23 protein-coding genes and 17 tRNA genes are annotated in these 21,835 nt (G+C 55.3%); 4 read left to right on the top strand and 36 right to left on the bottom strand.

The window, feature by feature from the left end; translation table 11 throughout:
• Positions 1-43 precede the first annotated feature (43 nt).
• From DV532_RS29110 to DV532_RS29060, 11 genes are all read right to left on the bottom strand, one after another.
• Entirely contained in the window at positions 44-901 is an 858-nt protein-coding gene (locus tag DV532_RS29110) for a hypothetical protein (RefSeq protein ID WP_056798143.1), read from the bottom strand.
• On the bottom strand, positions 889-2,127 hold the full coding sequence (locus tag DV532_RS29105; protein WP_056798145.1) for a hypothetical protein: 1,239 nt from the start codon (positions 2,125-2,127) through the stop codon (positions 889-891). Before DV532_RS29105 ends, DV532_RS29110 begins: the two co-directional genes overlap by 13 nt.
• Positions 2,124-2,765: a hypothetical protein gene (locus DV532_RS29100; protein ID WP_056798149.1), complete on the bottom strand. Its 642-nt coding sequence runs from the start codon at positions 2,763-2,765 to the stop codon at positions 2,124-2,126. The genes DV532_RS29105 and DV532_RS29100 overlap by 4 nt, the downstream gene beginning before the upstream one ends.
• Positions 2,765-6,562 (bottom strand): ATP-binding protein, encoded by a 3,798-nt coding sequence (locus DV532_RS29095; protein WP_082476791.1) that lies wholly within the window; start codon positions 6,560-6,562, stop codon positions 2,765-2,767. Before DV532_RS29095 ends, DV532_RS29100 begins: the two co-directional genes overlap by 1 nt.
• Before the next feature lie 330 nt (positions 6,563-6,892).
• Positions 6,893-7,432, bottom strand: coding sequence for a hypothetical protein (locus DV532_RS30610; RefSeq protein ID WP_156675891.1), 540 nt, complete (start codon positions 7,430-7,432; stop codon positions 6,893-6,895).
• 100 nt (positions 7,433-7,532) lie between these two features.
• Positions 7,533-8,078 (bottom strand): hypothetical protein, encoded by a 546-nt coding sequence (locus tag DV532_RS29085; protein WP_162949022.1) that lies wholly within the window; start codon positions 8,076-8,078, stop codon positions 7,533-7,535.
• Entirely contained in the window at positions 8,018-9,097 is a 1,080-nt protein-coding gene (locus DV532_RS29080) for a hypothetical protein (protein WP_120715512.1), read from the bottom strand. The genes DV532_RS29085 and DV532_RS29080 overlap by 61 nt, the downstream gene beginning before the upstream one ends.
• A gap of 89 nt (positions 9,098-9,186) precedes the next feature.
• Positions 9,187-10,254 carry an RNA-guided endonuclease TnpB family protein gene (locus DV532_RS29075; protein WP_056800074.1) on the bottom strand — a complete coding sequence of 356 codons (1,068 nt, stop codon included), beginning with the start codon at positions 10,252-10,254 and terminating at the stop codon, positions 9,187-9,189.
• 220 nt (positions 10,255-10,474) lie between these two features.
• Entirely contained in the window at positions 10,475-10,936 is a 462-nt protein-coding gene (locus DV532_RS29070; protein WP_056798158.1) for an RES family NAD+ phosphorylase, read from the bottom strand.
• Positions 10,933-11,340 (bottom strand): antitoxin Xre/MbcA/ParS toxin-binding domain-containing protein, encoded by a 408-nt coding sequence (locus tag DV532_RS29065; protein WP_056798161.1) that lies wholly within the window; start codon positions 11,338-11,340, stop codon positions 10,933-10,935. The genes DV532_RS29070 and DV532_RS29065 overlap by 4 nt, the downstream gene beginning before the upstream one ends.
• An 82-nt stretch (positions 11,341-11,422) precedes the next feature.
• Positions 11,423-12,733, bottom strand: a complete 1,311-nt coding sequence (locus DV532_RS29060) for an alpha/beta hydrolase (protein WP_056798163.1) — start codon at positions 12,731-12,733, stop codon at positions 11,423-11,425.
• Positions 12,734-12,914: 181 nt separating this feature from the next.
• Here DV532_RS29060 and DV532_RS29055 point away from each other — a divergent pair, with 181 nt between their 5' ends.
• Positions 12,915-13,400: a hypothetical protein gene (locus DV532_RS29055; RefSeq protein WP_056798166.1), complete on the top strand. Its 486-nt coding sequence runs from the start codon at positions 12,915-12,917 to the stop codon at positions 13,398-13,400.
• Positions 13,401-13,544: 144 nt separating this feature from the next.
• Here the strand turns inward: DV532_RS29055 and DV532_RS29050 are convergent, their stop codons facing one another.
• From DV532_RS29050 to DV532_RS28955, 20 genes are all read right to left on the bottom strand, one after another.
• Positions 13,545-13,958 carry a GatB/YqeY domain-containing protein gene (locus tag DV532_RS29050; protein WP_056798167.1) on the bottom strand — a complete coding sequence of 138 codons (414 nt, stop codon included), beginning with the start codon at positions 13,956-13,958 and terminating at the stop codon, positions 13,545-13,547.
• Between the two features lie 79 nt (positions 13,959-14,037).
• Positions 14,038-14,112, bottom strand: a tRNA-Gly gene (locus tag DV532_RS29045).
• A 75-nt stretch (positions 14,113-14,187) separates the two neighbouring features.
• Positions 14,188-14,312: transfer RNA gene (locus DV532_RS30605), tRNA-OTHER, on the bottom strand.
• A 159-nt stretch (positions 14,313-14,471) separates the two neighbouring features.
• Positions 14,472-14,547, bottom strand: a tRNA-His gene (locus tag DV532_RS29035).
• A gap of 110 nt (positions 14,548-14,657) precedes the next feature.
• Positions 14,658-14,732, bottom strand: a tRNA-His gene (locus tag DV532_RS29025).
• A 108-nt stretch (positions 14,733-14,840) separates the two neighbouring features.
• Positions 14,841-14,916, bottom strand: a tRNA-His gene (locus DV532_RS29015).
• Positions 14,917-15,036: 120 nt separating this feature from the next.
• A tRNA-Val gene (locus tag DV532_RS29005) sits at positions 15,037-15,113 on the bottom strand.
• 61 nt (positions 15,114-15,174) lie between these two features.
• Positions 15,175-15,250 (bottom strand) — tRNA-Lys (locus DV532_RS29000).
• 20 nt (positions 15,251-15,270) lie between these two features.
• Positions 15,271-15,345 (bottom strand) — tRNA-Cys (locus DV532_RS28995).
• A gap of 272 nt (positions 15,346-15,617) precedes the next feature.
• Positions 15,618-15,693: transfer RNA gene (locus DV532_RS28990), tRNA-Thr, on the bottom strand.
• A 28-nt stretch (positions 15,694-15,721) separates the two neighbouring features.
• Positions 15,722-15,797, bottom strand: a tRNA-Phe gene (locus DV532_RS28985).
• Positions 15,798-15,818: 21 nt separating this feature from the next.
• Positions 15,819-15,894 (bottom strand) — tRNA-Asn (locus DV532_RS28980).
• 7 nt (positions 15,895-15,901) lie between these two features.
• Positions 15,902-15,977: transfer RNA gene (locus DV532_RS28975), tRNA-Lys, on the bottom strand.
• A gap of 208 nt (positions 15,978-16,185) precedes the next feature.
• Positions 16,186-16,260: transfer RNA gene (locus DV532_RS28970), tRNA-Asn, on the bottom strand.
• A 21-nt stretch (positions 16,261-16,281) separates the two neighbouring features.
• Positions 16,282-16,356 (bottom strand) — tRNA-Trp (locus tag DV532_RS30600).
• Positions 16,357-16,415: 59 nt separating this feature from the next.
• Positions 16,416-16,491 (bottom strand) — tRNA-Ala (locus tag DV532_RS28965).
• 4 nt (positions 16,492-16,495) lie between these two features.
• Positions 16,496-16,571, bottom strand: a tRNA-Ile gene (locus tag DV532_RS28960).
• Complete coding sequence (locus tag DV532_RS30595) at positions 16,562-16,699, bottom strand: hypothetical protein (protein ID WP_156675892.1); 138 nt, start codon at positions 16,697-16,699, stop codon at positions 16,562-16,564. Before DV532_RS30595 ends, DV532_RS28960 begins: the two co-directional genes overlap by 10 nt.
• Positions 16,700-16,739: 40 nt before the next feature.
• Positions 16,740-16,883 carry a hypothetical protein gene (locus tag DV532_RS30590; RefSeq protein ID WP_156675893.1) on the bottom strand — a complete coding sequence of 48 codons (144 nt, stop codon included), beginning with the start codon at positions 16,881-16,883 and terminating at the stop codon, positions 16,740-16,742.
• 43 nt (positions 16,884-16,926) lie between these two features.
• Positions 16,927-17,010, bottom strand: a tRNA-Tyr gene (locus tag DV532_RS28955).
• A 436-nt stretch (positions 17,011-17,446) separates the two neighbouring features.
• Here DV532_RS28955 and DV532_RS28950 point away from each other — a divergent pair.
• On the top strand, positions 17,447-18,049 hold the full coding sequence (locus DV532_RS28950; RefSeq protein ID WP_056798170.1) for a hypothetical protein: 603 nt from the start codon (positions 17,447-17,449) through the stop codon (positions 18,047-18,049).
• Between the two features lie 10 nt (positions 18,050-18,059).
• Entirely contained in the window at positions 18,060-18,563 is a 504-nt protein-coding gene (locus DV532_RS28945) for an opioid growth factor receptor-related protein (RefSeq protein WP_120715511.1), read from the top strand.
• Positions 18,564-18,565: 2 nt separating this feature from the next.
• Here DV532_RS28945 and DV532_RS30585 read toward each other — a convergent pair whose 3' ends face one another.
• The gene (locus tag DV532_RS30585) at positions 18,566-18,742 is read right to left on the bottom strand and encodes a hypothetical protein (protein ID WP_156675894.1); all 177 of its coding nucleotides are present in this window, start codon (positions 18,740-18,742) and stop codon (positions 18,566-18,568) included.
• A 204-nt stretch (positions 18,743-18,946) separates the two neighbouring features.
• On the opposite strand from DV532_RS30585, the gene DV532_RS28940 reads away from it, so the two are divergent.
• Positions 18,947-19,828 carry a hypothetical protein gene (locus DV532_RS28940; protein ID WP_056798176.1) on the top strand — a complete coding sequence of 294 codons (882 nt, stop codon included), beginning with the start codon at positions 18,947-18,949 and terminating at the stop codon, positions 19,826-19,828.
• 59 nt (positions 19,829-19,887) lie between these two features.
• Here DV532_RS28940 and DV532_RS28935 read toward each other — a convergent pair whose 3' ends face one another.
• From DV532_RS28935 to DV532_RS28920, 4 genes are all read right to left on the bottom strand, one after another.
• The gene (locus DV532_RS28935) at positions 19,888-20,244 is read right to left on the bottom strand and encodes a hypothetical protein (RefSeq protein WP_236707512.1); all 357 of its coding nucleotides are present in this window, start codon (positions 20,242-20,244) and stop codon (positions 19,888-19,890) included.
• A gap of 69 nt (positions 20,245-20,313) precedes the next feature.
• The gene (locus tag DV532_RS28930) at positions 20,314-20,790 is read right to left on the bottom strand and encodes a hypothetical protein (protein ID WP_056798182.1); all 477 of its coding nucleotides are present in this window, start codon (positions 20,788-20,790) and stop codon (positions 20,314-20,316) included.
• Positions 20,791-20,792: 2 nt separating this feature from the next.
• A complete protein-coding gene (locus DV532_RS28925; RefSeq protein ID WP_056798185.1) occupies positions 20,793-21,251 on the bottom strand; it encodes an RNase H1/viroplasmin domain-containing protein in 459 nt (152 codons plus the stop codon).
• Between the two features lie 8 nt (positions 21,252-21,259).
• Entirely contained in the window at positions 21,260-21,793 is a 534-nt protein-coding gene (locus tag DV532_RS28920) for a disulfide bond formation protein B (RefSeq protein WP_056798187.1), read from the bottom strand.
• Between the last annotated feature and the right edge of the window lie 42 nt (positions 21,794-21,835).

The following is a 21,835-nucleotide window of genomic DNA, read 5'->3' as shown; positions in this document are numbered from 1 at the left end:
TGCGTTCGATAAAGGTCAATTCATCACAAACTACAGGGAATGGCTATTCGGTGCAGCTGAAGGCAGTCAACCCTATCAGTTTTTCTTGGGGCAACGCTTTTCCTGCTGTTCGAATAATGCGATACACCCGAACAAGATCTGGGTCAGTCAGCTTTTCAAGCATGGCTAGCTTGCCCACGATCTGATTTTGATAGCGCCGCTCCGTGCTGACTTCATCCATCAGTTTTGTCAGCAAAGCGTCGCTCGGTGCCAGGTAGCGGCTGAAGAAGGGGAGGCTGGCGGCTATCGCAAGACCCTCGGGGTCATAGTCCGTGAAGGCAATCACTGGAAGCTCAAGTGCCGTGAGCAATCTTTGCGCACTCTGGGTTCGGTAGCTGCCGGGCGCGCCGCGAAACACGACCAAAGGGTTACCAGTGATATTGGTCAGGATCGGTGTCTGGTGCGACAGCTCGAAGTTCTCCCAGTTTTCCACCAGCAGCACGCTGTCGTGACCGCAGTGCTTCACCACCCAGTGACGATCCAGGTCGAGGCAGGCGCCCTCCGGAAGCTCAATGGGTGTCTTACCCACGAGCAGCGGTCGGCCAGGCAGGGACTTCACCGCCACGCGATCGTGACGTAAGCGCTTGCCGGTGAATTTCTCATTGCCGCCCTTGCTCAAGGCCTCAGTCCTGGATGAGCCTTCCCAGGCGTTGGTCGGTGTGTCCGGATCCACCTTGCCGACATTTCGAATGACGACCGCAATAGCCTGCTTGTCTGCTTGCGTGAAGCGCCATTTCGCCCCGACCCGCTGGCCAATCCCGTATTCGGCGCAAAACGCATCCAGCTGCTTGGTGCTGCGATAATAGCTTTCGGCTGATTGGTAGATTGCCAGCAGGCGCTTGATGATCCCTAACGTTTGCATAGCAACACATCCTCGATGATCACGTTGCCGCTGAGGAAGTCATCGCTGTTCCGGGCCACTTGCGTGATGGCCACCCTGCGGATGATCTTGGCGTTAACCTTCATCTGCTTTTCCAGAAGGGTCAGGAAGCACATCAAGCACGATTCCTGGTCGAGCACCTGGGTCTCCGGAGCTTGCGCAAAGTAGTGCGCGGCAGAGAGTTGTTCCGTCACCCTGGCAGCTTCATTGAGCAGGCGCTGACTGACCACCACCAGCGGGGAGCCTTTGATCAGCGCAGCCTTTGGCGCCTCTTCGGTCACCAGTTTCCCCGCGCCACGCGCCTTGGTTGGTACCGGTATGGCCTTCTCGATGCTCATGGCCACATCAACCAGCGAATCCCGAATCTCCTGTCGACCCAGGTCAGGCTCCAGGCGGATTTTCATGGGTTCGTGCTGGTACGCCCACTCCGGGATTTCCGGGTATTCATCCGGTGTAGCGACCTCGTACTCAGGATGCCGGCGCAGGTACAATTGCAGTGCACGGATGCGCCTGGCGCGGGGTTCAACGGTACGCAGCTTGTGCAGGTACATCTTCAGCACATGGGTAATGTCAGACGTCGCCGAGCGCCAGCGGGAGAGGTTGTCCAGGATGTGGCTACGGTAGAGGGCCTCCAGGGGCTCGCGCTCGGGTGCAGCAAGCTCCTCCAGCAGGCTGACTGCATCGAACTGGATCAGGGCTTTGACGATGCGTTCAAGCTGCTCCAGGTAGTGCAGGTTCTGCTTTTCCTTCTCCTTGTACGTCCTGACGTTGCCGAAGTTGTTTTCCGCCGCCGTGCGCACATGCAGGAGGAACTCATTCATCTCTTCGGCTATTTCGTAGAGTGTGACATCGATTTCCCCGTGCAGGATCTGAGCGTCGTCCGAGCGACCGTCAAAATAGGCATGCGAGTAGTCGTCGAGCAGCTTCGACAGCCGCCCCATTTGCTCGGCGAAGTCAGCTGACACACCGTAGTTGCGAGAGCGGTGAGTGGCTTCATCGAGCAACTTGCTCAGGTTGGGCGACAGTCGAAAGGAGTTGTCGACAATTGGGTTGATCCGCACCGCCCGGTTCTGGAGCAGCTGGTTGAGCGCCTTGGCATTCTCCTCCGTGCGCAGGATATGCCCTTCGGCGTACATCTGGGCGATCAGCGCGCTCTGGCTGTTCAGCAGCTTCAGATGGTTGATGACGGCATCTTCAAGCGTGCTCATGCTTCAGCTCGCTTTTCGAAGTCGCTGTCTTCTTCCGAGATCTTGTCATGCTGCATCAGGTATTCGATGGCCTCCATCAGCCATTCGATGCGCCCTGTGAACATGTAGATTTCCGACTCGGGATTGACTAGGCGCAGGAACCCGTCATTCTGGAATTTGCGCACGATCCTGTTCAGTCGTTCGCGGTCGGATCCATCCTTGCTGACGAGACCTGTATCAATGGCGGTCTGGCGGAGCTGTTCCGTAAGGCTCGCATTCGCGGCGATCCGGCCCATCATGCGGTTGAGATCCAGCTTCTGCCCTGACGAAACCGCGCCGTCATCACCGGCTATGCGCATGACGATCTCCAGGAAGGAGACCATGGGCCTGAGGATGTTCTTGAGTTCGGTGAAGCGCTTCTTGGCCGCCTTCTTGCCCTCGTTGTCGATGTCGGCGTGCGCCGCAAAATAGGCGCCCGCTCCACGGGTCATGGTGATCCGCAAGTCCAGACGCCGCAGGTAGAGGTCGATCTCTTCAAGATTCGTCCGCCCATTGGTCAGCTGTGTGCTGGTCAGGTACTGGTAACCTTCCTGATCAGTGACGGGGCAGATGAACTGGCCTTCCAGCAAGCCGGTTACAACACGGGAAAATGGGTTCATCAGGCGCTCTCCAGATCCAGTTCGTAATCGCCTTCGACGTCCACGTCAGCGTCAGAGGTAGCCACCAGCTTGCACTCCACTAGCCGGCGTTCCGCATCGAGCTTGTACTTGTTCTCGAACAGAATCAGCGTTTCCGCGTCCGGATCAGGGAAAGCGGTGCACAGGGTGATTCGGTTCTGCCCAAGGTAATTGCACAGAGAAATCACGTTCTCGGCATCGATGGCCTTAAGCTCGTCGACACACCAGGTCAGCTGCACCGGAGCGTTGCCACGCACCTTGGAAATGAAGCCCAGGAACAGGATGATCAGGATCAGATAGCTCAGGCCATTGGAGGAAACGTTCTCCAACTCGGAGCGATTTCGGAACTGACGAAGGTTGTTCTTTTCCTCCACGGAGCCGCGAATGCTGACCAGGGATTTGAAGTTGGCGTTGATGCCACTCTTGATGTCCCAGTGGCTGAGCAGCGCCAGCAGATTCTCCACTGCCTGCTGGTTCGGAAGGGTGTCTTCGGTGAGCCACTGCTCCCTGTCGTCGGTGATCTTGCTGATGATCTTCCAGTAGTCGAGCTCTTCCACGGAGGAGAAGATGGAGACCTTCAGGTTGGTGATGCTGTCGAACACCTGGGAGCTGTGGGTCAAGTGTTCCTGTAGACCCGTGTTGAAGCGGGTGATTTTTTCCGAGAAGCTCTTGAGCTCCCGGTGAAGGCCCTGGATCTCGCCGAAAATCGTGCGCCCATCGGCAATCAACAGCCGGCGACTTTTGTCGTGGTGGTTGGCAAACCAGTCCTCAATGACTTGCAGCATCATCCGGGTATCGACCTCACCGCTGGACTCTTCTCGCAGGTTGGCGACACGATCCTGGAAGTACGTCGCGGGTGGCGCGAGTGGCGTGGTCACGAATGCTCCGCGCATCTTGCTGACCTTGGTGCGAAGCTCTTTGTCCGCCTCGCGAAGGCGAGCCTGAACACCGCCCATGGATGCCCGCAGGATTTCGGCCTGCCAGACCTCCTCATAGGCCTCAAATCGCTTGGTGGCAGTGAATGGGGCCAATACTTCTTTCAAGGCGTTGTCGACGATCAGCGAATTTTCGACGCAGCCGTTGATGGCGTCGCGGCATTCGTTGATTGTCGCGCCAATGTCAGTTTTCGTGCGTGACCAGGCTTCAGTGGTCTTTTCCAACTCCAGCTTCTTGCCGGTCATAAGCGTGTTGGCCTGCTCGATTCTGGTCGCAAGGATTGGCTTTTCCGGCTCAGAGTATTCCAGCCAATGTTGCCATTTGTTGAGCAGGTCACGCCAACTGTCGATCTCGACCAGTTTTGCCTTCAGCTCGCGCATTTGCTCTTCGAGCTCTCCAATAACCTGGACGTCGGCCCCTTCCTCAGTCAGCTTGCGGTTTAGATCCGCCTTCAAAGACCGTATCGACAAGTCGGTGGCCTGAGCATGCGCATGGATCTTGCCATTCAAGTCAGCTTCCGCTTGCTGATACCGGGAAGAGATCGCCGCCTTCTCTGCCTTGGCACGTTCATCGAGCTTATCTTGGTCGCTGGCAAGCCGGCGAGCGAACGCATCATAGGCTTGTTGCGACAGATTCAACTTGCGCCTTGTCTCGGCGAGCGTGTCCTGGGCAATCAGCATGGCTTCGTCGCGATTCTTCCGCAGATCCCTTTTCAGAGTGCTGATTTCTGCATCGATGACTTGTTTTACTGACCGGGCCTTGCTCAGTTTCGATCGGGCGATGCCCAATTCATCCTGGGCAACCTTGTGGGTCTGGCGAAGGTCTTTCTGGCGCTCGCTTGCGCGCTCCAACTGGCCTTCGATGGCAGCCAGCTCCTCATGGGCTTCAGCCAGCAATGCCTGCAATTTTGACTCATCCGCTTCATCCACGGGGTCAACATATTCCAGGTCAAGGGCGATGCCATAGAGGCTGTCGGAGATTGTGGCAAGCTGAGGATGCAGGTCAGTGCGGTGGAGCAGGCCAGGGTTGATCACTTTTGCAATGTTGTCTGACCAGTCCGGACGATTGGATCGCAGAAACTGAAGCAGGCTGTCAGGCTCGGGGGCATGGGCGCGCTTGATACCTTCAATCACGGACAGCTGTTTACTCGCCGCTTGCTTGATCCTGGTGATTTCCTGGTCAAGGGCACTCGACTGTGCCTGAAGATCACTGACCGTGCTTTCTTGCTGCCTGACTGCCTTGTCATGTAGCGCGACGACTGCCTCTGCTTGGTCGAGTTGTTCAGTCTTGTTCTCAAGGGCTTCACCGAGGGCTGGATCGATGACCGGATTGTTCACACGTTCCTGGTCGCGACCCATCTGCTGGGTGACTTCCTGGATCGCACGTTGCAAAGCCTCGCGCTCTGCACTGGAGGCTTCCTGATAGGTGCGCCTGGCGTCCTGTTGGCGTTGATCTGCCGCAACCTGCTCCTCACGCTCACGGTGGCGCAACGCCGCAGATTCCTCGGCCACTGCGGTACGAAAGTCATTGTGACGACTGTTTTCAGCGTTGATTTCCTGATCGTACTTGGCCTTGATGTGGGTGGCCGCGCCGAGCACCAGGTCGTGGCGCTTCTCGATTCGATGGAGTTCTGCGGCAAACATCTCTCGCTGGCTGTATTCTGCGCGCTTGCGCTCAACATCCTGGCCAAGCATCTTCAAGCGCGCATCTTCAATGCTCTGCAGGGTGTTTTCGCACTGTTGTATATCTGCCTTGGCTGCTTGAATGTCGGCCAGTAGCGCACTGTAGGCCTGGTCGTACTCGTCCTTGCGTCCCTGGAGGAACTGCTCAAGGCTGTCCCGCTGGCTTTCACGCTGGGCCTTGGTCACTTCGAGGTGTTCTTTGAGGAGCAGGAATTTTTCCTTCAGCTCCCGCATGCCATCTTCAGCATTTTCCAGATTCAGGCGCACCTCGATGGCCTCATTGACCAAGGGCCGGATGCCCATGATGTTCTGGTACGCGCTGTAGTCACGTGGCCAGTTCTCGACAAGACCGCGCTCCGTCTGGATACCCATCGACTGTTTGTCGAAAACCCAGTCCGCCACGACCTGCTGCAGGTCATCGAAATTCGCCTTGCGCGAGAACATCCCTTTGGTGAGCTTTTCGAGGTGGCGCAGGGGGCGATTGTAGCTGGTGAAGGCGTAGTCGGCGGACATGCCAAGCAGGTATCGTCTGTGCTTGCTTTCCGCGCCGTGGGGCTGCCAGTACTGAATGATGCTTCTGAAGTCGACATAGGTTTCGACTTGCTTGTCAGCATGCGGAATCTTCAGTTGAACCAACCGCATGCGGAACTCTTTAGCCAGCACGAACCGACCGTCGTCGGTGACGAACATTTCACGCAAGAAGCCGCTTTTCACGAAGCGGAAATAGACGCGCTCAGCCGTGCTGTTGCTGTAGGCCACGACGAGTCGTCTACTACCGTCTGGGCGCTCGTATTCGTAGACGATGAAAGAGGTTTGATTGGGCAGGTAGTAGTCGATGAACGAGTCCTTGCCCTGGGAAACCACATCTTTAGGCTCAACACCCGCGAAGATCAGCGCCAACGACAACAGCGATGTCTTGCCTTGGCCGTTGCGCCCGGTGAGCGCGGTGCCGCCGTCGATGCTCATGGTTTGAATGCGACCCCGTGACAGCGAGTCGACCAGGTGGATGTTCAGCAGGCGGAACAGTGTCTCGGGTTGGTCATCGGCCATATGAAGGCCATCTGCCATCGCAAGCTCGGTAGACGGGGCGTCGAGGTCGGGAGCTGCCGGTCGGTCATCTGCAGGAAGAAAAAGGTTTGGAGTGTGATCATCGTGGATCATGGGTGGCTCCTGAATCCTGGCTGTGCACCTGGGTGGGTCATGGTGGGCCCGTGTAGCCCAAATTCCAGGTGGGTGTCGGCAATCAAATCGTGGATTCTACGGCGGTTCGATCTACTCCTGCCAGTCATACGTCAATAGATCGGAAGATTTCTGAAGTTACCAACAAGGGCTTCCCCAATTTGGGGTAGTGGTTAAATGCAATTGATAATCCAGTGGCCCAACACCTGCGGCTTATCTTCGCTGAATTCTAACGTCGAACTTGAAAGAGTACAAATGTTCTCTTTGCGCAGTTGGAATGCGGATTGGTGCGGTTGGGAAATCGCGTCCTGTTTACTCACAGGTGAGCAATTGTTCACTCACCTGGTGAGTAATGAAATGGGCAGGGTCAAAAATCGGGAAGCAGGTGCAGGTCTGCCACTTGATATATGTATATATTGATAAGACAATGGCAAGCACAATTCCAAGAGGAGCATATCCCGAATGAGACCATTCATACCGTCCTGCCCTGTGGCAAAACTCGTCGGGTTGCACAGGCTTTCGCCCTTGAAAAAGCGTGTGCTCACGCACCTGGTGGGTTCCCCAGAGAGGGCCGAGACCCTGATAGCGAATGCGGTCAGCATTGAGCGCCTTCGGGAGCACCTGTTTCAGATTCATGGCGAGTGGCGAGCGCTGGCCCCATCGGAAAAAGAGCTCGCGTACCGACTGTTGCGGGTGGGGCAGAGCCTTGGCTTTCGTTATGCAAATTTTGATGTGAGTTTTACCCTGCTTTTCAAACGTGAGCATGGGGCTGACATCGGTGACGTCAGCGTGGATCTGAGCCAATACCCTTCGCAAACAGAAATCACCAGCTTCCGGCGTGGTGGCGGCCATGTTTCAAATACTGTGCGTGTGGAGCGGGGTGGTTCGGTGGTTGCCAGGTTCGTGGAGGCCTGTGAATCCTTGTTCGGATGAGTTGGCGAGCCCTTGAGCTTTACAAGCCCAGTTCATTTTCAAGGGCCGAATCAACATACTGCTCAAACGCGGGATTGCGCAGCAGCAGGTTGGCGGGTACGTAGCGAAGGGCGCGCTCGAAGTACGCCCTCGAATGGAGAACGTCGGCCAGACCCGCCCAGTTGCTTTTAAGCAGGTGGATAACGGACTCCTCCTGGGCCAGACCATTGCCCTTGGCATCCCTGCGCCAGAAAACAGAGTCAACGGCCTCCTGTATCAACTGAGTTTGGCCAAGCCTGATAGCCAAGTGCATTTTACGCAGTGGGGCGCTTTGCTCACCTGCCTGAGGCTGCCCCAGGCCATCGGTGCAAAACCACTCTCCCAGTTGCATGTCTTCGCAGGGCAGGTAGCCCAGTGATTCGAAGGCCTCAGCCACATCCAGATTGATGGCGAGTGCTCGAACGGCTGTGCTGCCCTTGATGTCCAGGAAGCCTGCATCGATCAACGCCGATCGATGGTGATCGATCAGTGACAACAGCGATTTGAAATGGTGCGTGGAGGGATAATCCAGCTGAAAATAAAGCACGGTATCCTGCATTTGATACATGTAGTCGAAGAGGGCGTGACTGAACACGTCCTCATAAGTTCTTGCGGCGCGTGCGTTTGAACCAGGGCTTCGGCAAATTGATCAGGATACTCAAGCAGGCTGCGCATGCATTCCCTGGAAGGCTCCACGGCGCCCGTATTCAGCCATGAGGCGGCCATTTCAAGGCGGTCATCCAGCGAGAAACCCAGGAGTTCGTACCGTGATACGCGCTTGCCTGCAAAGTCTTTGGTCGACAGCTCATCGCTGAAGTCAAAGCTGGAGAACCCCCTGGCGATGTCGAGGAAGAAATTTCGGTAAATCGCTTTCGCCTCTTCAACCTCGGGTACGGGGAGTCTCTGAAACTGCTTCAGGATTTCAACCGCCGTCCATGCCGTATAATCGCTCATGTCATGCTTTAGCGCTTGCAACCAGGCTTGCCGACACACCTGCATCAGGGGTGAGTGTGCCAGGTAAGGGAAGCTGTTATCTGTGCCCAGCACCATGGTGAACAGGCGGGCTGCGGGATCTGCAAATGAGAGACCTGATGATCGCGACGACTGGATGACAAACGTCGGCACCCGCAGGGCTTTGAGGAACTGGCTGTCGAGCGCCAACACCTCTTTTTGATATTGCTGATGCGAGTGCTTGCAGGAGACCAAGTCGAATATGACGGTCGGGATGAAGAACTGTATTTCGTTATAGGTGGGTGCATCCATGTACAGAGCGCTGGCGAGCAGGTCGATGACATTGACGCCCTTGTCTGTCAGCGTTTCGAAAACGCCAGGGGTGTTGTCCGTATAGAGTAAGTCGCGGCTGCCCAGCATTATTTCGCGCAGGTGGCGGTAGAAATATTCAGCAGCTTTCTGCGGGTCTTCCAGGGTCAACAGCCAGTGCGCAATCGGTGGCTTTTCATTGGTCGGATAGGAGGCCCCGGGAATAGCGTTCGCACAGTAATCCACGAGGTCTTCGATCTTTCTTTTGATGATGGCATTCTCAGCCATTCTTTCCTGGTCGACCATTATCGCAGAGTCCTTGGTGATGATGGGCTGCACTGGTGTGAATGCAGCTCTTCTATTCTAGGCATGCTTTGACATCCTCCCCCACCAAATCATCCGATTTGGAAGGGGATTCCCACAACTGGACGCTCATGCCCGAGCGCAAGAATGTTTCTGGCGGCGTTGACGTCGCGATCGTGGGTGATACCGCACCCACTGCAAATCCATTCTCTTATTCCAAGCCCTGCGATACCTCTCGGCCTCGAATCTGGCAATTGCTGGCAGTTCGAGCAGGTTTGGGTGGTGTTTCTTTCACTGGCAACCTTGAAGACGATGCCTGCGTGATCGCACTTGTATTCCAGCATCGTTTTCAGTTGACCCCAACCGGCATCGAGCACGGATTTGGCCATCGTGGTCTTGGCGAGTTTCAGTGAGCTGACATCGCCCACCACAATCACTCCGCAACGCGCTACCAGCGCATTGCTGAATTTGTGCAGAGCGTCCTTGCGCCGATTCGCGATCTTGGCGTGGATGGCCCTCACACGTGCTTTACGTCTGGCGCGTTGCGCCAGTCCAAGGGATTTTTCAAGGTCGCGGTAAAAGCGACCATTTTCAAACTTAACCCCATCGCTGCAGGTGGCCGTGGTTTTCAGGCCCAGGTCGATGCCCACCTGGCCTTGGCCTGGCGACAGCTTGCGCTCGACCTCCACCACCACATTGAAGTACCAGCGGCCCCGTGAATCCTCGTTGAATGATCCCGCTCTCAACGCATAATCACCGAGCCCGTAGGAATCCCAGACTTTAAAGGTCTGCTTGTTAAACGTCAGCGTGCCATTTTTCCATTTCACAGCACCACTTTTAAAGGGTATCCAGCCCAGGCTGCGCTTGGCGCCGGAGGATTTGCGCCATTGCAGGCGACGCTTCTTGAATTGCTTGCGCCGGGTGACATACTCGGCACCCACTTGCTGCACGGTGTGGCTGTGCAGGCCAAGGAGTTTGCCGGCGCCATCGGTGTACTTCTGAATATCGTAGGAAGACAGGAACACACCCTTTTCGCGAATCGAGCGCTCGCTCAACTCGTTAATGTAGTTCCAGGTGAAATTGACCGCCCGCGCCCACTCAGAAAGCAGTCGCGCATGCTTGTCTTTGACCCGAAGCTTAAGGGTTTTGGTGGCTGTCATGCCCATGAATTAAAATATGAGGGAAAGCCCCGAATAATTCAAGGCTTGATGGCTTCGCCATGCGCTTCTACTCCCACCAAATGTTGGGGATGTCGCTTTGCTCCGCTTTGGCCATTTGGAAGGAGCCTGCCAGCGTGATTTTGGTCAGCGCTCAATCCATTGTCCGGGTCAACTGGTGAGGCCGGCATCGCCAGCACGCAAGCCAAGTAGCCCCGTGCGATCAGGAGAGTTTGGCGAACAGACGCTTGTCTGCTGGGAACTCGAAGGAAGTCAGTTTGGCCTGGCTGGCGTCGGGGTGCAGCGGGTTGAAGATGAAGTTGCAGTTCTCAGGCACGATGGCCGTGGGTACCCGCAGCAGCAACGATTCGCTGCTGGTCAGCCAGTTGTCCCCCATGGCCTGGGTGACTTCGGACTGCTCATGCCAGCCAGGCTTGAGTTGCCCTCGGGCGTCCTTGACTGAAACCGAGTCAGGTAATTCGACGCGCAGCAGGGTGAAAGATTCAGGCAGCTCCCCCATCGCCATCTCAAAATGAACGAGCACTTCAAGCACGCAGGTGGCGGGCCAATCGGCCAGGTAGACGACAGGCCGCCCCTTGGTGTGCCAGCGGCCTGAAACGATCGTTCCGCCTATGCCAGTAAGATCCTTGTAGTTCGAGATACGCCACAAGACCAGCGCTGTCATGCGGCAAACCCGTGATGGATACGCTGCAGGGCATCTTCTACGCCAACATAGCCGGGCGTTGTGGCGACAGCGGCCAGCGGCGTCAGTCCATCAAACATGGCCTGAGGCTTGGCCAACCAGCGGGCAGCTTTTTCCTTGTCCCCAAACACCGATTCAGCCAGGACAACGATCCGGCTTACACGGTAGAAATGATCACCTTCTTCCTGGGACAGCGCTTCGCCCTTGGCTTTGCGATGGCGCAGGGTACGGGCATTGATGATCCCCACGCCCACGGGGTTCACACCGTGCTTGGTAAGGTTCTCAAGCGCTTCCAGCGGCACGCCAGAGCGGATCAGGGCATCAGCGCGCATGCCATTGGAGCCCCCGAGGATCTGAAGCACCTTGAGATCGGGGTGCGTGTTCATAAACACCTCCTGTTTTGGCAATATGCCCTGGAGTATAAGGCATTTTGCCAAAGAGGGGGTGCTATTGTTCCTGATGCTGCCGTCAGGGTTTGAACACCCAGTACAGTGCGGGTGCCTTGCCGGCAGAGGACAAACCTGCTCGATCCTGGACAGGGAGTTGAGACTTCAGCAGGTAGTACATGTCAGAGATGATGGATCGGTTGTCGCCGTAGTAGGTATGCCCAACGAGGCTGGTGTCGACATTCGAGGCATCAATAGTGTCCATGCCACTGACGATCACCAGTTCGCCTTTGGTATCCCCGGCGCGTTGATAGCCATGAATTTTTTTGGAGAGGCCCAGGGCCTCGTCATTCGATGAGGCATACATCGTGACATTTCGACCGGTGCCGATCAGCTTCGGTGCTATATCGCGCTTGAATACAACCGCATCGATGTCAGGTGCAGCCAGGATCACTCCTCTGATTTTCCTGGCGGATGCAGGATCCTCCGCGCCGATGCTGGCGATTGATCGCGACAAGGCCCTGGTACCCATGCTGTGGCCGATCACATACACGTTATCGGCGTGGGAGTTGCGCAGAAAGTCCAGCAGGAAGCTTTTCAAGTCGGCTTCTGCCCATTCGATGTTGCGTTCATCCACGGTGTAGGAGGGGATATTGCCTTGGGAGGGCCAACTGAAAAACACCGGCACGCCTTTGAACTCCAGATCATACGCCATCTGCGCGGTTCGCCGAGCAGCATCTTCGAAGCTGACGTTGAAGCCATGGACAAACACAAAGGCACTGGAACCCTTGGTGTCAGCCAGGGCACCATTGATGTCACTGAAGAACTGCTCCCTGGTTGTTTTGGCGGCAGACATCAACACGATGTGTTTCTCGGGGTTTGGCCTGAACTCAAGACGCCACTTCGAGGGTGCCTCCATTTCGCCCATGCGATGATCCTTGGGGATGCTGACATAGCAATACCCGAACGACAAATCGCCAGGCTCTGCCGTGTATTGCAGGTTGCCATCTACCTTCTTCGCCAGCCTGTTTGTGGCATAGCTCACTTTCAGGCGGGTAAATTTCCCATCGGCTTCGATAACCCTATATGCAGCTGCTACTGCCCCTTCATCTCTGTCAATGACCATGATTCTTTGGCCTGAAATCCCCCCTCCGGGGACTGGAATCACAGGATCCTCAAAAATTATCTCCTTGTCCCCGCCTGTATTCTCACCAAAGGGGGGACGTGTTGAGGTTTCCTTTGAGACAGAGGCACAGCCGCCCGCCGTAAGAGCGATTATCAAGTAAAGTAAGAAGCTCTTGATCCTGATGGGTTGCATATCCATGCCCTCAACCAGTGATGAAATCCATACTGGCAAAAGAGTAGCAAAGAATCCATGCGTCAGGAATGACATTCACATGCTTCCTGTGAAACGGTGATGGTGCGCCCATCCGACCGTTAAAGACTGGTTTAGAAAACTCGCTTAACGAATATATTGACTAAGCCCTTTTTGAGGTATGATCTCGGGTCTTGGGGCTTTTCAGGTTGCCGGTCACCTGAAGTCTATAAATACTCACTTGCAAGGAATTTTTTTCATGGCGGTGGTTGATCTTCGAACCCTTAGGGCGCACTTGGCTGCAGGGGACTGGGTCAGAGCTGAGGCGCTCTTGAATGCGCCTAGGAGGCTGACCTTATCGAACGGGGCGAGATCGCTTCAGCGGGATATCAGCAGGTGTTACCTGGCGTTGTTCAATGCTGCTGCCACGCATGGGTATCTTATGGGCGTGGCACCCTACACCTTCTCGCCCAGCGATTTCCGGATCCCCCGGATAATGGTGTCAGCTTTAAGCAAGTTCCAGGCATTGGCTAACCTGGGAAGCAAAGGCTACTTGGCCGCCAATGCCGCGCCTGTGGAGCGCGTGGTCGGCCATGTGGCGAATTGCCTGATCGCAGGCGGGCATTCCCCCAAAACAGCCAGCGATCTGATGCTTTCAGCTGGGATGTGCAAGCAACTCATCCTGTCTATCCCGGCTCTGGAAGGGGCTGCCGAAACTCACCTGCTGGCTGATTTGGGACTGTGAAGGCGCGGGGCGCCCCAGTTACAGGCCTTACCCAGGGTCATCCAACCGTAGCCTTGGAAACCCCTTCCTACAGGTGGGGGAGGACGTCAACTCGCATTGCCTGCAGAAACGAACAAGGCCTGGTCTCCCAGGCCTCATTGGCGGTTATTGCAGCAGCGCCTTGGCGATCGCCGAGGCTTTGCCCTTGTCGTAGCGGCCAGCGAAATGCTCGCCCAGGTACTTCATGGCGTCCTTCATGCTTGTCGCGCCACTGGCGCTTAGCGCCTCACGCAACTGGTCTTCGCTCATTTCAGCCGGCAGGAAGGCCTGCAGGGTCGCGTTCTCGGTTGCCAGGCGAGGGTTGTCGCCGCTGAGCCTGATGGTTTCGGTGTTGGACTTGATCAATTTCTTGATTGCCCCTACCACCAGTTCATCAGTGATGGCGACCTCGACTTCCTTGCCCTTGGTGAGCGTTTCGAGCTCGCCGACCAGCAGGGTAAGGATTTTGAAGCCTGTAACCTGAGTAGCGTCCTTGCGCAACTCAGCCCGTTTTGTTTGCACTGCCTCGAATAAGCTCATGACGCATTTTTCCTTCCGATTTTGTTAAATGAGTTGAAGGGTTGATGGAAGCCCCGCATGTGCAGCGGAGCCATGGAGATGGAGCGTCCTGCGGGACTCGAACCCGGCTTCTCTTGCCTGGCAGACAAGGGCACAACCCGTATACCAAAGACGCAATTTTGTTAGCACAACAGCAGGCTGTGGAGCGCCATTAGGGCCTGCGTGTAGCTGATGCATGCGGCGGGATGTTTGGTGGGAAAGACAGGATTTGATACCTGTACAGCCCAGCGCTAGATCAAGCCCTCCGGAGAGCCCTTTCAAGCGTTTCAGGCACGGAGTCACCCTCCGCTGCGCTGGCCGATGCGCACCTTTCCCAGAAGCCATTCAAACTTACGGTAGAAGATGAGGAGGGCGCCAGGCAGCCTTGCGACTCAATTCCTTTCTACGGTGATGTGGCGGGCCCGATTGGATTTGAACCAACGACCTCCTGGGTCAAATCCAGGCGCTCATTCCGCTGAGCTACGAGCCTACATGTGGGGTGAAGCACGGGTCTCGAACCCGTCGCCTCCGGCGTCACAAGCCGGCGCTCTACCTGATGAGCTAGCTACACCATAAAACCTGCTGCTTACTGCGATATGGCGGGCCCGGTTGGATTTGAACCAACGACCTCCTGGGTCAGAACCAGGCGCTCTTCCAACTGAGCTACGGGCCTACGTCTGTGGGTGAAGCACAGGTCTCGAACCTGTCACCTCCGGCATCACGAGCCGGCGCTCTACCTGATGAGCTAGCCCCACCATAAACCTTTACTGCTTTATTGCGATGTGGCGGGCCCGGTTGGAATTGAACCAATGACCTCCTGGGTCAAATCCAGGCGCTCATTCCGCTGAGCTACGAGCCTACATGTGGGGTGAAGCACGGGTCTCGAACCCGTCGCCTCCGGCGTCACAAGCCGGCGCTCTACCTGGTGAGCTAGCTCCACCATAAAACCTGTACTAACCTATACTGCGTACTGCGATGTGGCGGGCCCGGTTGGAGTTGAACCAACGACCTCCTGGGTCAGAACCAGGCGCTCTTCCAGCTGAGCTACGAGCCTAAAAAGTGGTAGTGAAGTTCGGATTCGAACCGAAGCCCCCCTGCTTGTAAGGCAGATGCTCTAACCAGCTGAGCTACTTCACTAAAAAGACAGTGTCCCGCCGCTACACTGACAATGCTTGAACTCGCATCAAGCGCCGAATCATGGTGGGTGGTGCGAGAATCGAACTCGCGACCTGCTGATTAAGAGTCAGCTACTCTGCCTGCTGAGTTAACCACCCGTGAAACACATGCTGCAATCTGGAGTTGATGACAGGATTCGAACCTGCATTAAAGTGGTTTGCAATCACTCGCCTAGCCATTCAGCCACATCAACGTAAATCTGTAACAACTTCATTTGGTGGAGGCAACGGGAGTCGAACCCGCGAATACCATTACTTGGAGGTTTTTACACCTCGAAGCTCGAACTGAGATTAGGGCTCGCTTCCTCTGCTGGTTTACCCCGCCTTGGGGGAGTGATTACCGATCCAAGGCCGCTATGAGTGCTTCTGTCACATTCCCTCAGCTCAATGCATGGCTGGTTGTTACACCTCGGCGATCAGTTTATGCCGTGCTCTCGTCCTCATCTGAGCATCTGCCCCCAAACACTGGTGCTCCCCCCAGGAATCGAACCTGAAACCTCGTCCTTACCAAGGACGCGCTCTACCGATTGAGCTAAAGGAGCAAAACCTGCTATACCGCGTATTACAATTTGGAGCAGTGAACAGGAATCGAACCTGTGACGCATGGCGTTTCAAACCATCGCTCTACCGACTGAGCTATCACTGCAATAAAACGGTGCTTCGTATTTGGCTCCGGGAACAGGGTTCGAACCTGTGACCTGCAGATTAACAGTCTGCCACTCTACCGACTGAGTTATCCCGGAAGTGTACTGGTGAATGGCGGGAGAGTCGAACTCCCAACCACCTGGTTAAAAGCCAGGTGCTCTGCCAATTGAGCTAGCCACTCAGAAAATGTGGTGCATGAAACCCGCACCGTTTACAACTCCACCTGCCTTGGATGAGCAGCCCCACACCCCGCTTTCATCCTGACTTCACGCTAAAGTAAAGTCCCCGGTATTTCCCCCAGACAAGTTAGCCTGGTCTATAATGGTGGATAGGAGAGGATTCGACCTACCCAGTAAAACTCACCTGCCACTCTTTTGCAGGCTTCAATTTGGCTCCGAGAGCTGGATTCGAACCAGCGACCAACGCATTAACAGTGCGCGGCTCTACCGCTGAGCTATCTCGGAATTTAACCTTTATAGCTATATTGGCGGGCTGATCAAGACTCGAACTTGAACCGCAAGGATTTGGAATCCCGCATCATGCCATTAGAACATCAACCCTGGAACTGCTTCGGAGATCGCTCTCCAGGTCAACAGCGTTACCCGTAAACCCTTGAAACTGGTGGAAACTAGGGGGGTCGAACCCCTGACCTACTGCTTGCAAGGCAGTTGCTCTCCCAGCTGAGCTAAGTCCCCAATTTGGTGGACGCCACAGGGTTCGAACCTGCCACCTCTCGATTATCGGTCGAGCGCTCTACCAGCTGAGCTAGGCGTCCAATTTACGTTTATCACCGTCTTTCTCAAGACGTTTTTCGAAGCCGGTAACCACTTTTCCCAGCGTGCGGAACTCGCGCTGTAACTGCTGGAGGAGTCGTGCTTTATGAAATTCTTTCATGTTGGACACATCATCTCTCCCGCCAAACCCTGGCCAAATGTTCATTTTTTCAGTGCTTGTTTAAAGCGACCTGATTGTTTTCATGCGCCTTGAGTTTGACCTCAAGTCCGTCAAGCGCCCTTTCAATCTCGTCGAGGAGGGAGCTGGCTCGCTTTGCTGCCTGGATAAACGCCAGTGCACTTAAACGTCTCATCTTCAACCTGCCTGTCGAGCTTCAAAGCCCTTGTATTGCAAAATGGTGGGGTCACCTGGATTCGAACCAGGGCGTCTTTCAAGCCGGATTTACAGTCCGGTGCATTCGTCCACTCTGCCACAACCCCATTTTTTTGAGTCCAAACAAAAACCCCGGAGCTTTGGCTAGGCTCCGGGGTTCTTGGAAGAATCCGCTTGTTTCGAGCCTTACCTTTGCTTTCGCTTCGGTAGGCTCTCTTTCGAGTTACCTACCGCACGCTCACACACCAGCCAGCAAAATAATTCTTTGCCTGCTTGGTAATCTGTTGATTGAAGTGATGTGCGTTCATTTGAGGTGTTCTCCGTTGTCTTGTTTCCATTAAAGCGAATGCGTGAACTCCCGTCAACCCCCTCGATGCAAATAAAATGAAAATATCTCAAGTTTTTGTTCAAACGGATGTTTGATTTTTCCTCTCGCAGGAGGGTGAAAACCCAGTGTGGCGCGGGGCTACACGCTTTATGCGTAAATTGACTATTTTTTACGAGGCCCATAAAATTCAGTGACACAGCGAATGGGGTTAAGCGATGTCGAGCATCAATATCAGTAGCCAGGTGAGGAAAGTCTGCGGCCACACGGAGGTCGATTCCATTCACTACAAGACAGCCAGGGAGCGCGAGGAAGAGAAGCGTATTTCAGCTCGGATGGTCTGCACTGACTGCTCCCGAAAAATGCAGGGCTGGCTGAATGATCCTGGTGCCGAAGACATGGACTTTACCCTCGAACCTTTGAAGGGCACGGTCAAACAAGTGCCGTGGGCGACTGAGCTTCGCAACAAGCAAAAGCAGGTACTTGGCAGAAGCCTCATGACTACCATGCACGCTGCGGAGCAGGGCGACCTGGCTGCTCTAGGCCTTTACCGAGCGCTACTGGTGTTCTTTGGTATTCGGGACTCGGCATTCTGGATTGAAAATGCCAAGTCGCCACTTGGCTTCTGGCATTTTAAAAGTGATGCGGAACGACTGTTGCGCGAAGATCTTGATTTTGACGACTATCGCAAGCGCGCTGCCGGCAAATCAAGTGGGGACACCGCTTATGCAAGGCTCAAGCGCCTCGACCCTTCGCTGCTTGCCAGGATCAGACAGGCAGTGCCATCGACCTCAACCACATCGAACGCCAATTCCCAATGACTGATGATCCTTGGTTCCAGTTCATGCAGTCCCTGAGTGCGCCTCAGGGGCACGCACTACGCGACATTCAGGCGTTCGATCCGATCAACTGGAGTTCACGCACACCTACATTCAGTGGCTGTTTCCCTTGCCAGAAGTATCCACCATCAATCCAGAAGCCCCCGTGCTCACTGCGCTGCATTGTGAGGCGGTCGCGATCAGCCCTCTGCTAAAAAAGCAGATTGGCATCAACCTGGATCTAATGCTCAGGCACTGGGGAATTCAGCGCCAGGCCGTGGACTTCATCAAGGCCGCCAATTTCGACACGCAGTCGGTGCTATGGCTTACAGAATTCGACCACAACCACCTGCGCATCACCCGTGTCCTGGCCTTCCTGGCCATGACCGGGTTTGGTGTAGTCGCAGAAAGGCTCTATACCTTCTTCCACGCCCGCCTGCAGGATGAGCTGTACAACAAGATTGGGGCGTTGAAATATTGGCGAGACGCAATCAGGCGCTCGCCACCCCCTGTGTAGCCTCAGGCATTTTCTTTCTGAGCGGCCTGTGCCGGCTGCTCATGACCCATCCTGCGAATTCGTATCAATGCATGCTGAGCGGCGTGGCGGGAATCGGTGTCATCAGAGTGCTCCTCGATACGGGTGAGGGCTTCCACGGCAAGCGCCAGCTGTTGTTCTGCAAGGGTGGGCAAAGGCATGATTATTCTCGTTTTGTGGCCAGTCATTTTGGTTAATTATATGTGATGCGCAGTGATCTGATCCAGCATCATCAGGGGAACCATTGGCTGACACCGTGATGGATTACGCTAATATTGGTTGGAATTCCAAAATCACCTGTGAAAGAATGGAAAAAAACACGGATCAGCGGCTACCTAGAATGCCGCGTCCGGACGGGGGGTTTTATGTTCTTGCCAGCACCCAAGATTTCTCTGCCAGTCCACAACCACTGGACGCTGAAAGACCGCGATGAGCTGTTCCTGTTTTGCCAGCGGCTGGGCCGTGAGCGACAGGGGTTCCAGCCGCTGTACGCCTTGCAGCGTGAGCTAAGTGAAGATCAGTGGATTGGCAAAGAAGACTTGTTCCCGATCATCGTTCATGAGTGCTTCTCCTCGAAATTCAGCAGCAAAGACGTCGATTCCGCTGTCAACCATATCGATATCATCGACCCTAGGTTCCGTGATGGTTTTGCCATCGGCCTGGCCTTGTGCAGTGCAGATCTTGGCAGAAACTCGGAAATGTTCAATGATACCATCCTACGCCTTGGTATTACTGAAGAAGAGGCTGTGCAGTCCTTGCTGAGGATGCCAAAACTGTTTCGTGGCGAGCAATATGCCATCCGTCTGCGTCCGATGTTGACCCCGAGAATTTGCCAGCTACTTGAGACCAATATTCTGATTACGGCAGGTGAAACCCAGGGCGCAGCCCCAACCCAGCGCTTCATGTCATCCCTGTATGCCTACATGACGCTGTGCTTCGATCAGGGCAAGTCAGTGGCCGAAGTGCTCAACCTCTCACCGCTCAAACCGGCAGCTCTGAATGCGGTCAAGCACCTGCTCATTGCCGAGCGAATGACCTTTCAGGCGAACATCCCCATGCTCAGGATGCTAAGTGGCTGGATTCGAGGGCACATCAAAGACCTGGAGCCGCTGACTTCACCTTTCCTGGCCATTGAGCGTCTCAAAACCATTGCCCCAAGCATGGTCAGTAAAGTGCGTGAACTGCCTGAGTCCTGGCGCAAGCTGCTTCTCGTCAATCAACCCACCGGCATCGAGCCTTCCAGCTGACCCTTGTGCACAACGGTCACAAAAAAGGCGCCAGGTGGCGCCATTTCTTTTTGGTTACGTCAGAGGCCTGGGTTTGACTCAGGTGCTGCCGCTGCCTGCTCACGGCGATAATCCACGCCGTTGGTGTTGTCCCAGTCCTTGGCAATCTGCTTGGCCACTGTCACGAAATTCTCTTCAGGCACACCGGCCATCAAGCCGTCACGCTTGGCAATGGCGCGTACATGGCTCAGGAACATCTCAGCCAACTGCTCTTGAGGCTTGGGATTGGCTTTGATAATACGCATGGCGTCTTCATAGATGCTCACTTGGCTGGGCAGCTCTGCATCTGCAATTTCGTACACAGCATCGATCTCATCGAGCATTGGGGTATCCAATGGCATGAGCAATGCGGGCAGGTTGTTGCGTGGAGTGGTCATGTTCACGTTGGAATCTCCTTGATTTCTTTCATTTCATCACTGGAGCAAAGTCAGCGACAAGGCTTTTCGCTAACCCAACAGGTACCAGAACAGATTACCGGTGCGTGATGGGTCTTTCAGGCACCCGAACCTGTCCGAGTGTCGCCGATTGAACTCCTTGCACAGCTTGTCGGTGAGCGAGGCCGAGGCTTCTGCGTTGGTCGCTACTACCGTGCTTGGGCCTCTGGGCACACCGTAACGGCCCCCGACATCAAGCGCCATGACCTCATAGTCGCCACCGCCATAGGGAACCGGGATGGTTTTCAGATACCCCTGTTCCTGAAGCGCTGAGAACAAACGGCTGGGCCTGTCGAATGATGCGTACTCCTCAAGCAAATGGCCATCGGATTTGAAAATGCGAACGGCCATCGCGATCTGCGCACCCTGGGCAACCAGGCCATTGGCCTGTGCCAACGTGCTCTGGTGCACATAAGCCTGCATGGCGATGTTCAACACCGTGATCATCAGCGCAACGCAAACAAGACTGACGAGGGCAAATGAAAACATTGTCAGTATCCATCACCAGGTTCAGGTACGTACTCTTTTGACCTCTGGTTCGTCTTGACGGCCTCCAGTGCCTTCTCAGGCCGAAAGTGCACCTCCACGATCGGAGTGCCCATCAGATCATGTTCCGGTGTCCAGAACTCATCGAGGGCTGCTTGGCGCGCCAGTGCTTCTGTCACTTCATCATAGAGATTGGTGCCGAGCAGCTGCACATGGTCTTGGCTCTTGTTGTGGGGCTGCAGCATAACCATGATTGCATACCCGTCCAGATCCGCCTGCTCCCAAGGCTCCTGGTAGTCAGGGTCGACCTGGCTACAGTACCAGCTTCTGGCTTCCTCTTCGGTTGCAAAGCCCCTGAATCGGGCAGCGGGGTAGCCATGCACCTGTTCTTTGGCACCCCCTTCCCAGGTATTGTAAATTCCTGGTTCAGCCCCTTTCACCACGGCATAAAATTTCTTGGCCATCTGTGCACCTAGTGAGCGGAGGAAGTGGGCTGGCAAGCTGCCTGGCCATCGTTAAGGCAGGCTCGTCCGGTAAGCACCCAGACGAGGATGAAATATGCGACGACAGCTAGCAATGTCCACGCGGTGAATGACACGCCGAGGATGGCAAAGTCGCCTTCACCGCACAACCCCGCGCTAGCAAACACGTACGGTAGCCATTCGTTCAGCGGAATGTGCTGGGCATAGAAAGGGAAGGGGCTGCATGACGTGGCCTCGATGATGTGGCGTTCAAGCAACCATACCTTCGCACTCAAGAACACCACGCCCAAAGAGCAGGCCATCAGCATCAGCCTGAAGCCGATCATGATGTACCGGTTGAAGGTGCTTGTCAGGATCAGCAGAAGGCTGGCAAGTGTACAGGCGGCAAGCCCAGCGCGGATCTCAACGCAAATCGTGCAGGGCTCCCAGCCAAGGAAATGCTGAGTGGCTAACGCCACCAGCAACATCAGGGCGGGCACGATCGCCACCAGCCAGGGGGTACACAACAGGGAAAGGCGTTTCATCGGCTCATCCTCAAGGCTTCCGTAAGATCACAATATTACGTT

It is taken from the genome of Pseudomonas sp. Leaf58, assembly GCF_003627215.1.
GTDB lineage: Bacteria > Pseudomonadota > Gammaproteobacteria > Pseudomonadales > Pseudomonadaceae > Aquipseudomonas.
This window is presented reverse-complemented; position numbering and strand designations above follow the sequence as displayed.

Coding starts and splice junctions, on each gene's coding strand:
- DV532_RS29110 (WP_056798143.1), bottom strand. CDS start 901: ATGCAAACGTTAGGGATCATCAAGCGCCTGCTGGCAATCTACCAATCA.
- DV532_RS29105 (WP_056798145.1), bottom strand. CDS start 2,127: ATGAGCACGCTTGAAGATGCCGTCATCAACCATCTGAAGCTGCTGAAC.
- DV532_RS29100 (WP_056798149.1), bottom strand. CDS start 2,765: ATGAACCCATTTTCCCGTGTTGTAACCGGCTTGCTGGAAGGCCAGTTC.
- DV532_RS29095 (WP_082476791.1), bottom strand. CDS start 6,562: ATGATCCACGATGATCACACTCCAAACCTTTTTCTTCCTGCAGATGAC.
- DV532_RS30610 (WP_156675891.1), bottom strand. CDS start 7,432: ATGGCCGCCACCACGCCGGAAGCTGGTGATTTCTGTTTGCGAAGGGTA.
- DV532_RS29080 (WP_120715512.1), bottom strand. CDS start 9,097: ATGGTCGACCAGGAAAGAATGGCTGAGAATGCCATCATCAAAAGAAAG.
- DV532_RS29075 (WP_056800074.1), bottom strand. CDS start 10,254: ATGACAGCCACCAAAACCCTTAAGCTTCGGGTCAAAGACAAGCATGCG.
- DV532_RS29070 (WP_056798158.1), bottom strand. CDS start 10,936: ATGACAGCGCTGGTCTTGTGGCGTATCTCGAACTACAAGGATCTTACT.
- DV532_RS29065 (WP_056798161.1), bottom strand. CDS start 11,340: ATGAACACGCACCCCGATCTCAAGGTGCTTCAGATCCTCGGGGGCTCC.
- DV532_RS29060 (WP_056798163.1), bottom strand. CDS start 12,733: ATGTCATTCCTGACGCATGGATTCTTTGCTACTCTTTTGCCAGTATGG.
- DV532_RS29055 (WP_056798166.1), top strand. CDS start 12,915: ATGGCGGTGGTTGATCTTCGAACCCTTAGGGCGCACTTGGCTGCAGGG.
- DV532_RS29050 (WP_056798167.1), bottom strand. CDS start 13,958: ATGAGCTTATTCGAGGCAGTGCAAACAAAACGGGCTGAGTTGCGCAAG.
- DV532_RS30590 (WP_156675893.1), bottom strand. CDS start 16,883: ATGAGACGTTTAAGTGCACTGGCGTTTATCCAGGCAGCAAAGCGAGCC.
- DV532_RS28950 (WP_056798170.1), top strand. CDS start 17,447: ATGTCGAGCATCAATATCAGTAGCCAGGTGAGGAAAGTCTGCGGCCAC.
- DV532_RS30585 (WP_156675894.1), bottom strand. CDS start 18,742: ATGCCTTTGCCCACCCTTGCAGAACAACAGCTGGCGCTTGCCGTGGAA.
- DV532_RS28940 (WP_056798176.1), top strand. CDS start 18,947: ATGTTCTTGCCAGCACCCAAGATTTCTCTGCCAGTCCACAACCACTGG.
- DV532_RS28935 (WP_236707512.1), bottom strand. CDS start 20,244: ATGACCACTCCACGCAACAACCTGCCCGCATTGCTCATGCCATTGGAT.
- DV532_RS28930 (WP_056798182.1), bottom strand. CDS start 20,790: ATGTTTTCATTTGCCCTCGTCAGTCTTGTTTGCGTTGCGCTGATGATC.
- DV532_RS28925 (WP_056798185.1), bottom strand. CDS start 21,251: ATGGCCAAGAAATTTTATGCCGTGGTGAAAGGGGCTGAACCAGGAATT.
- DV532_RS28920 (WP_056798187.1), bottom strand. CDS start 21,793: ATGAAACGCCTTTCCCTGTTGTGTACCCCCTGGCTGGTGGCGATCGTG.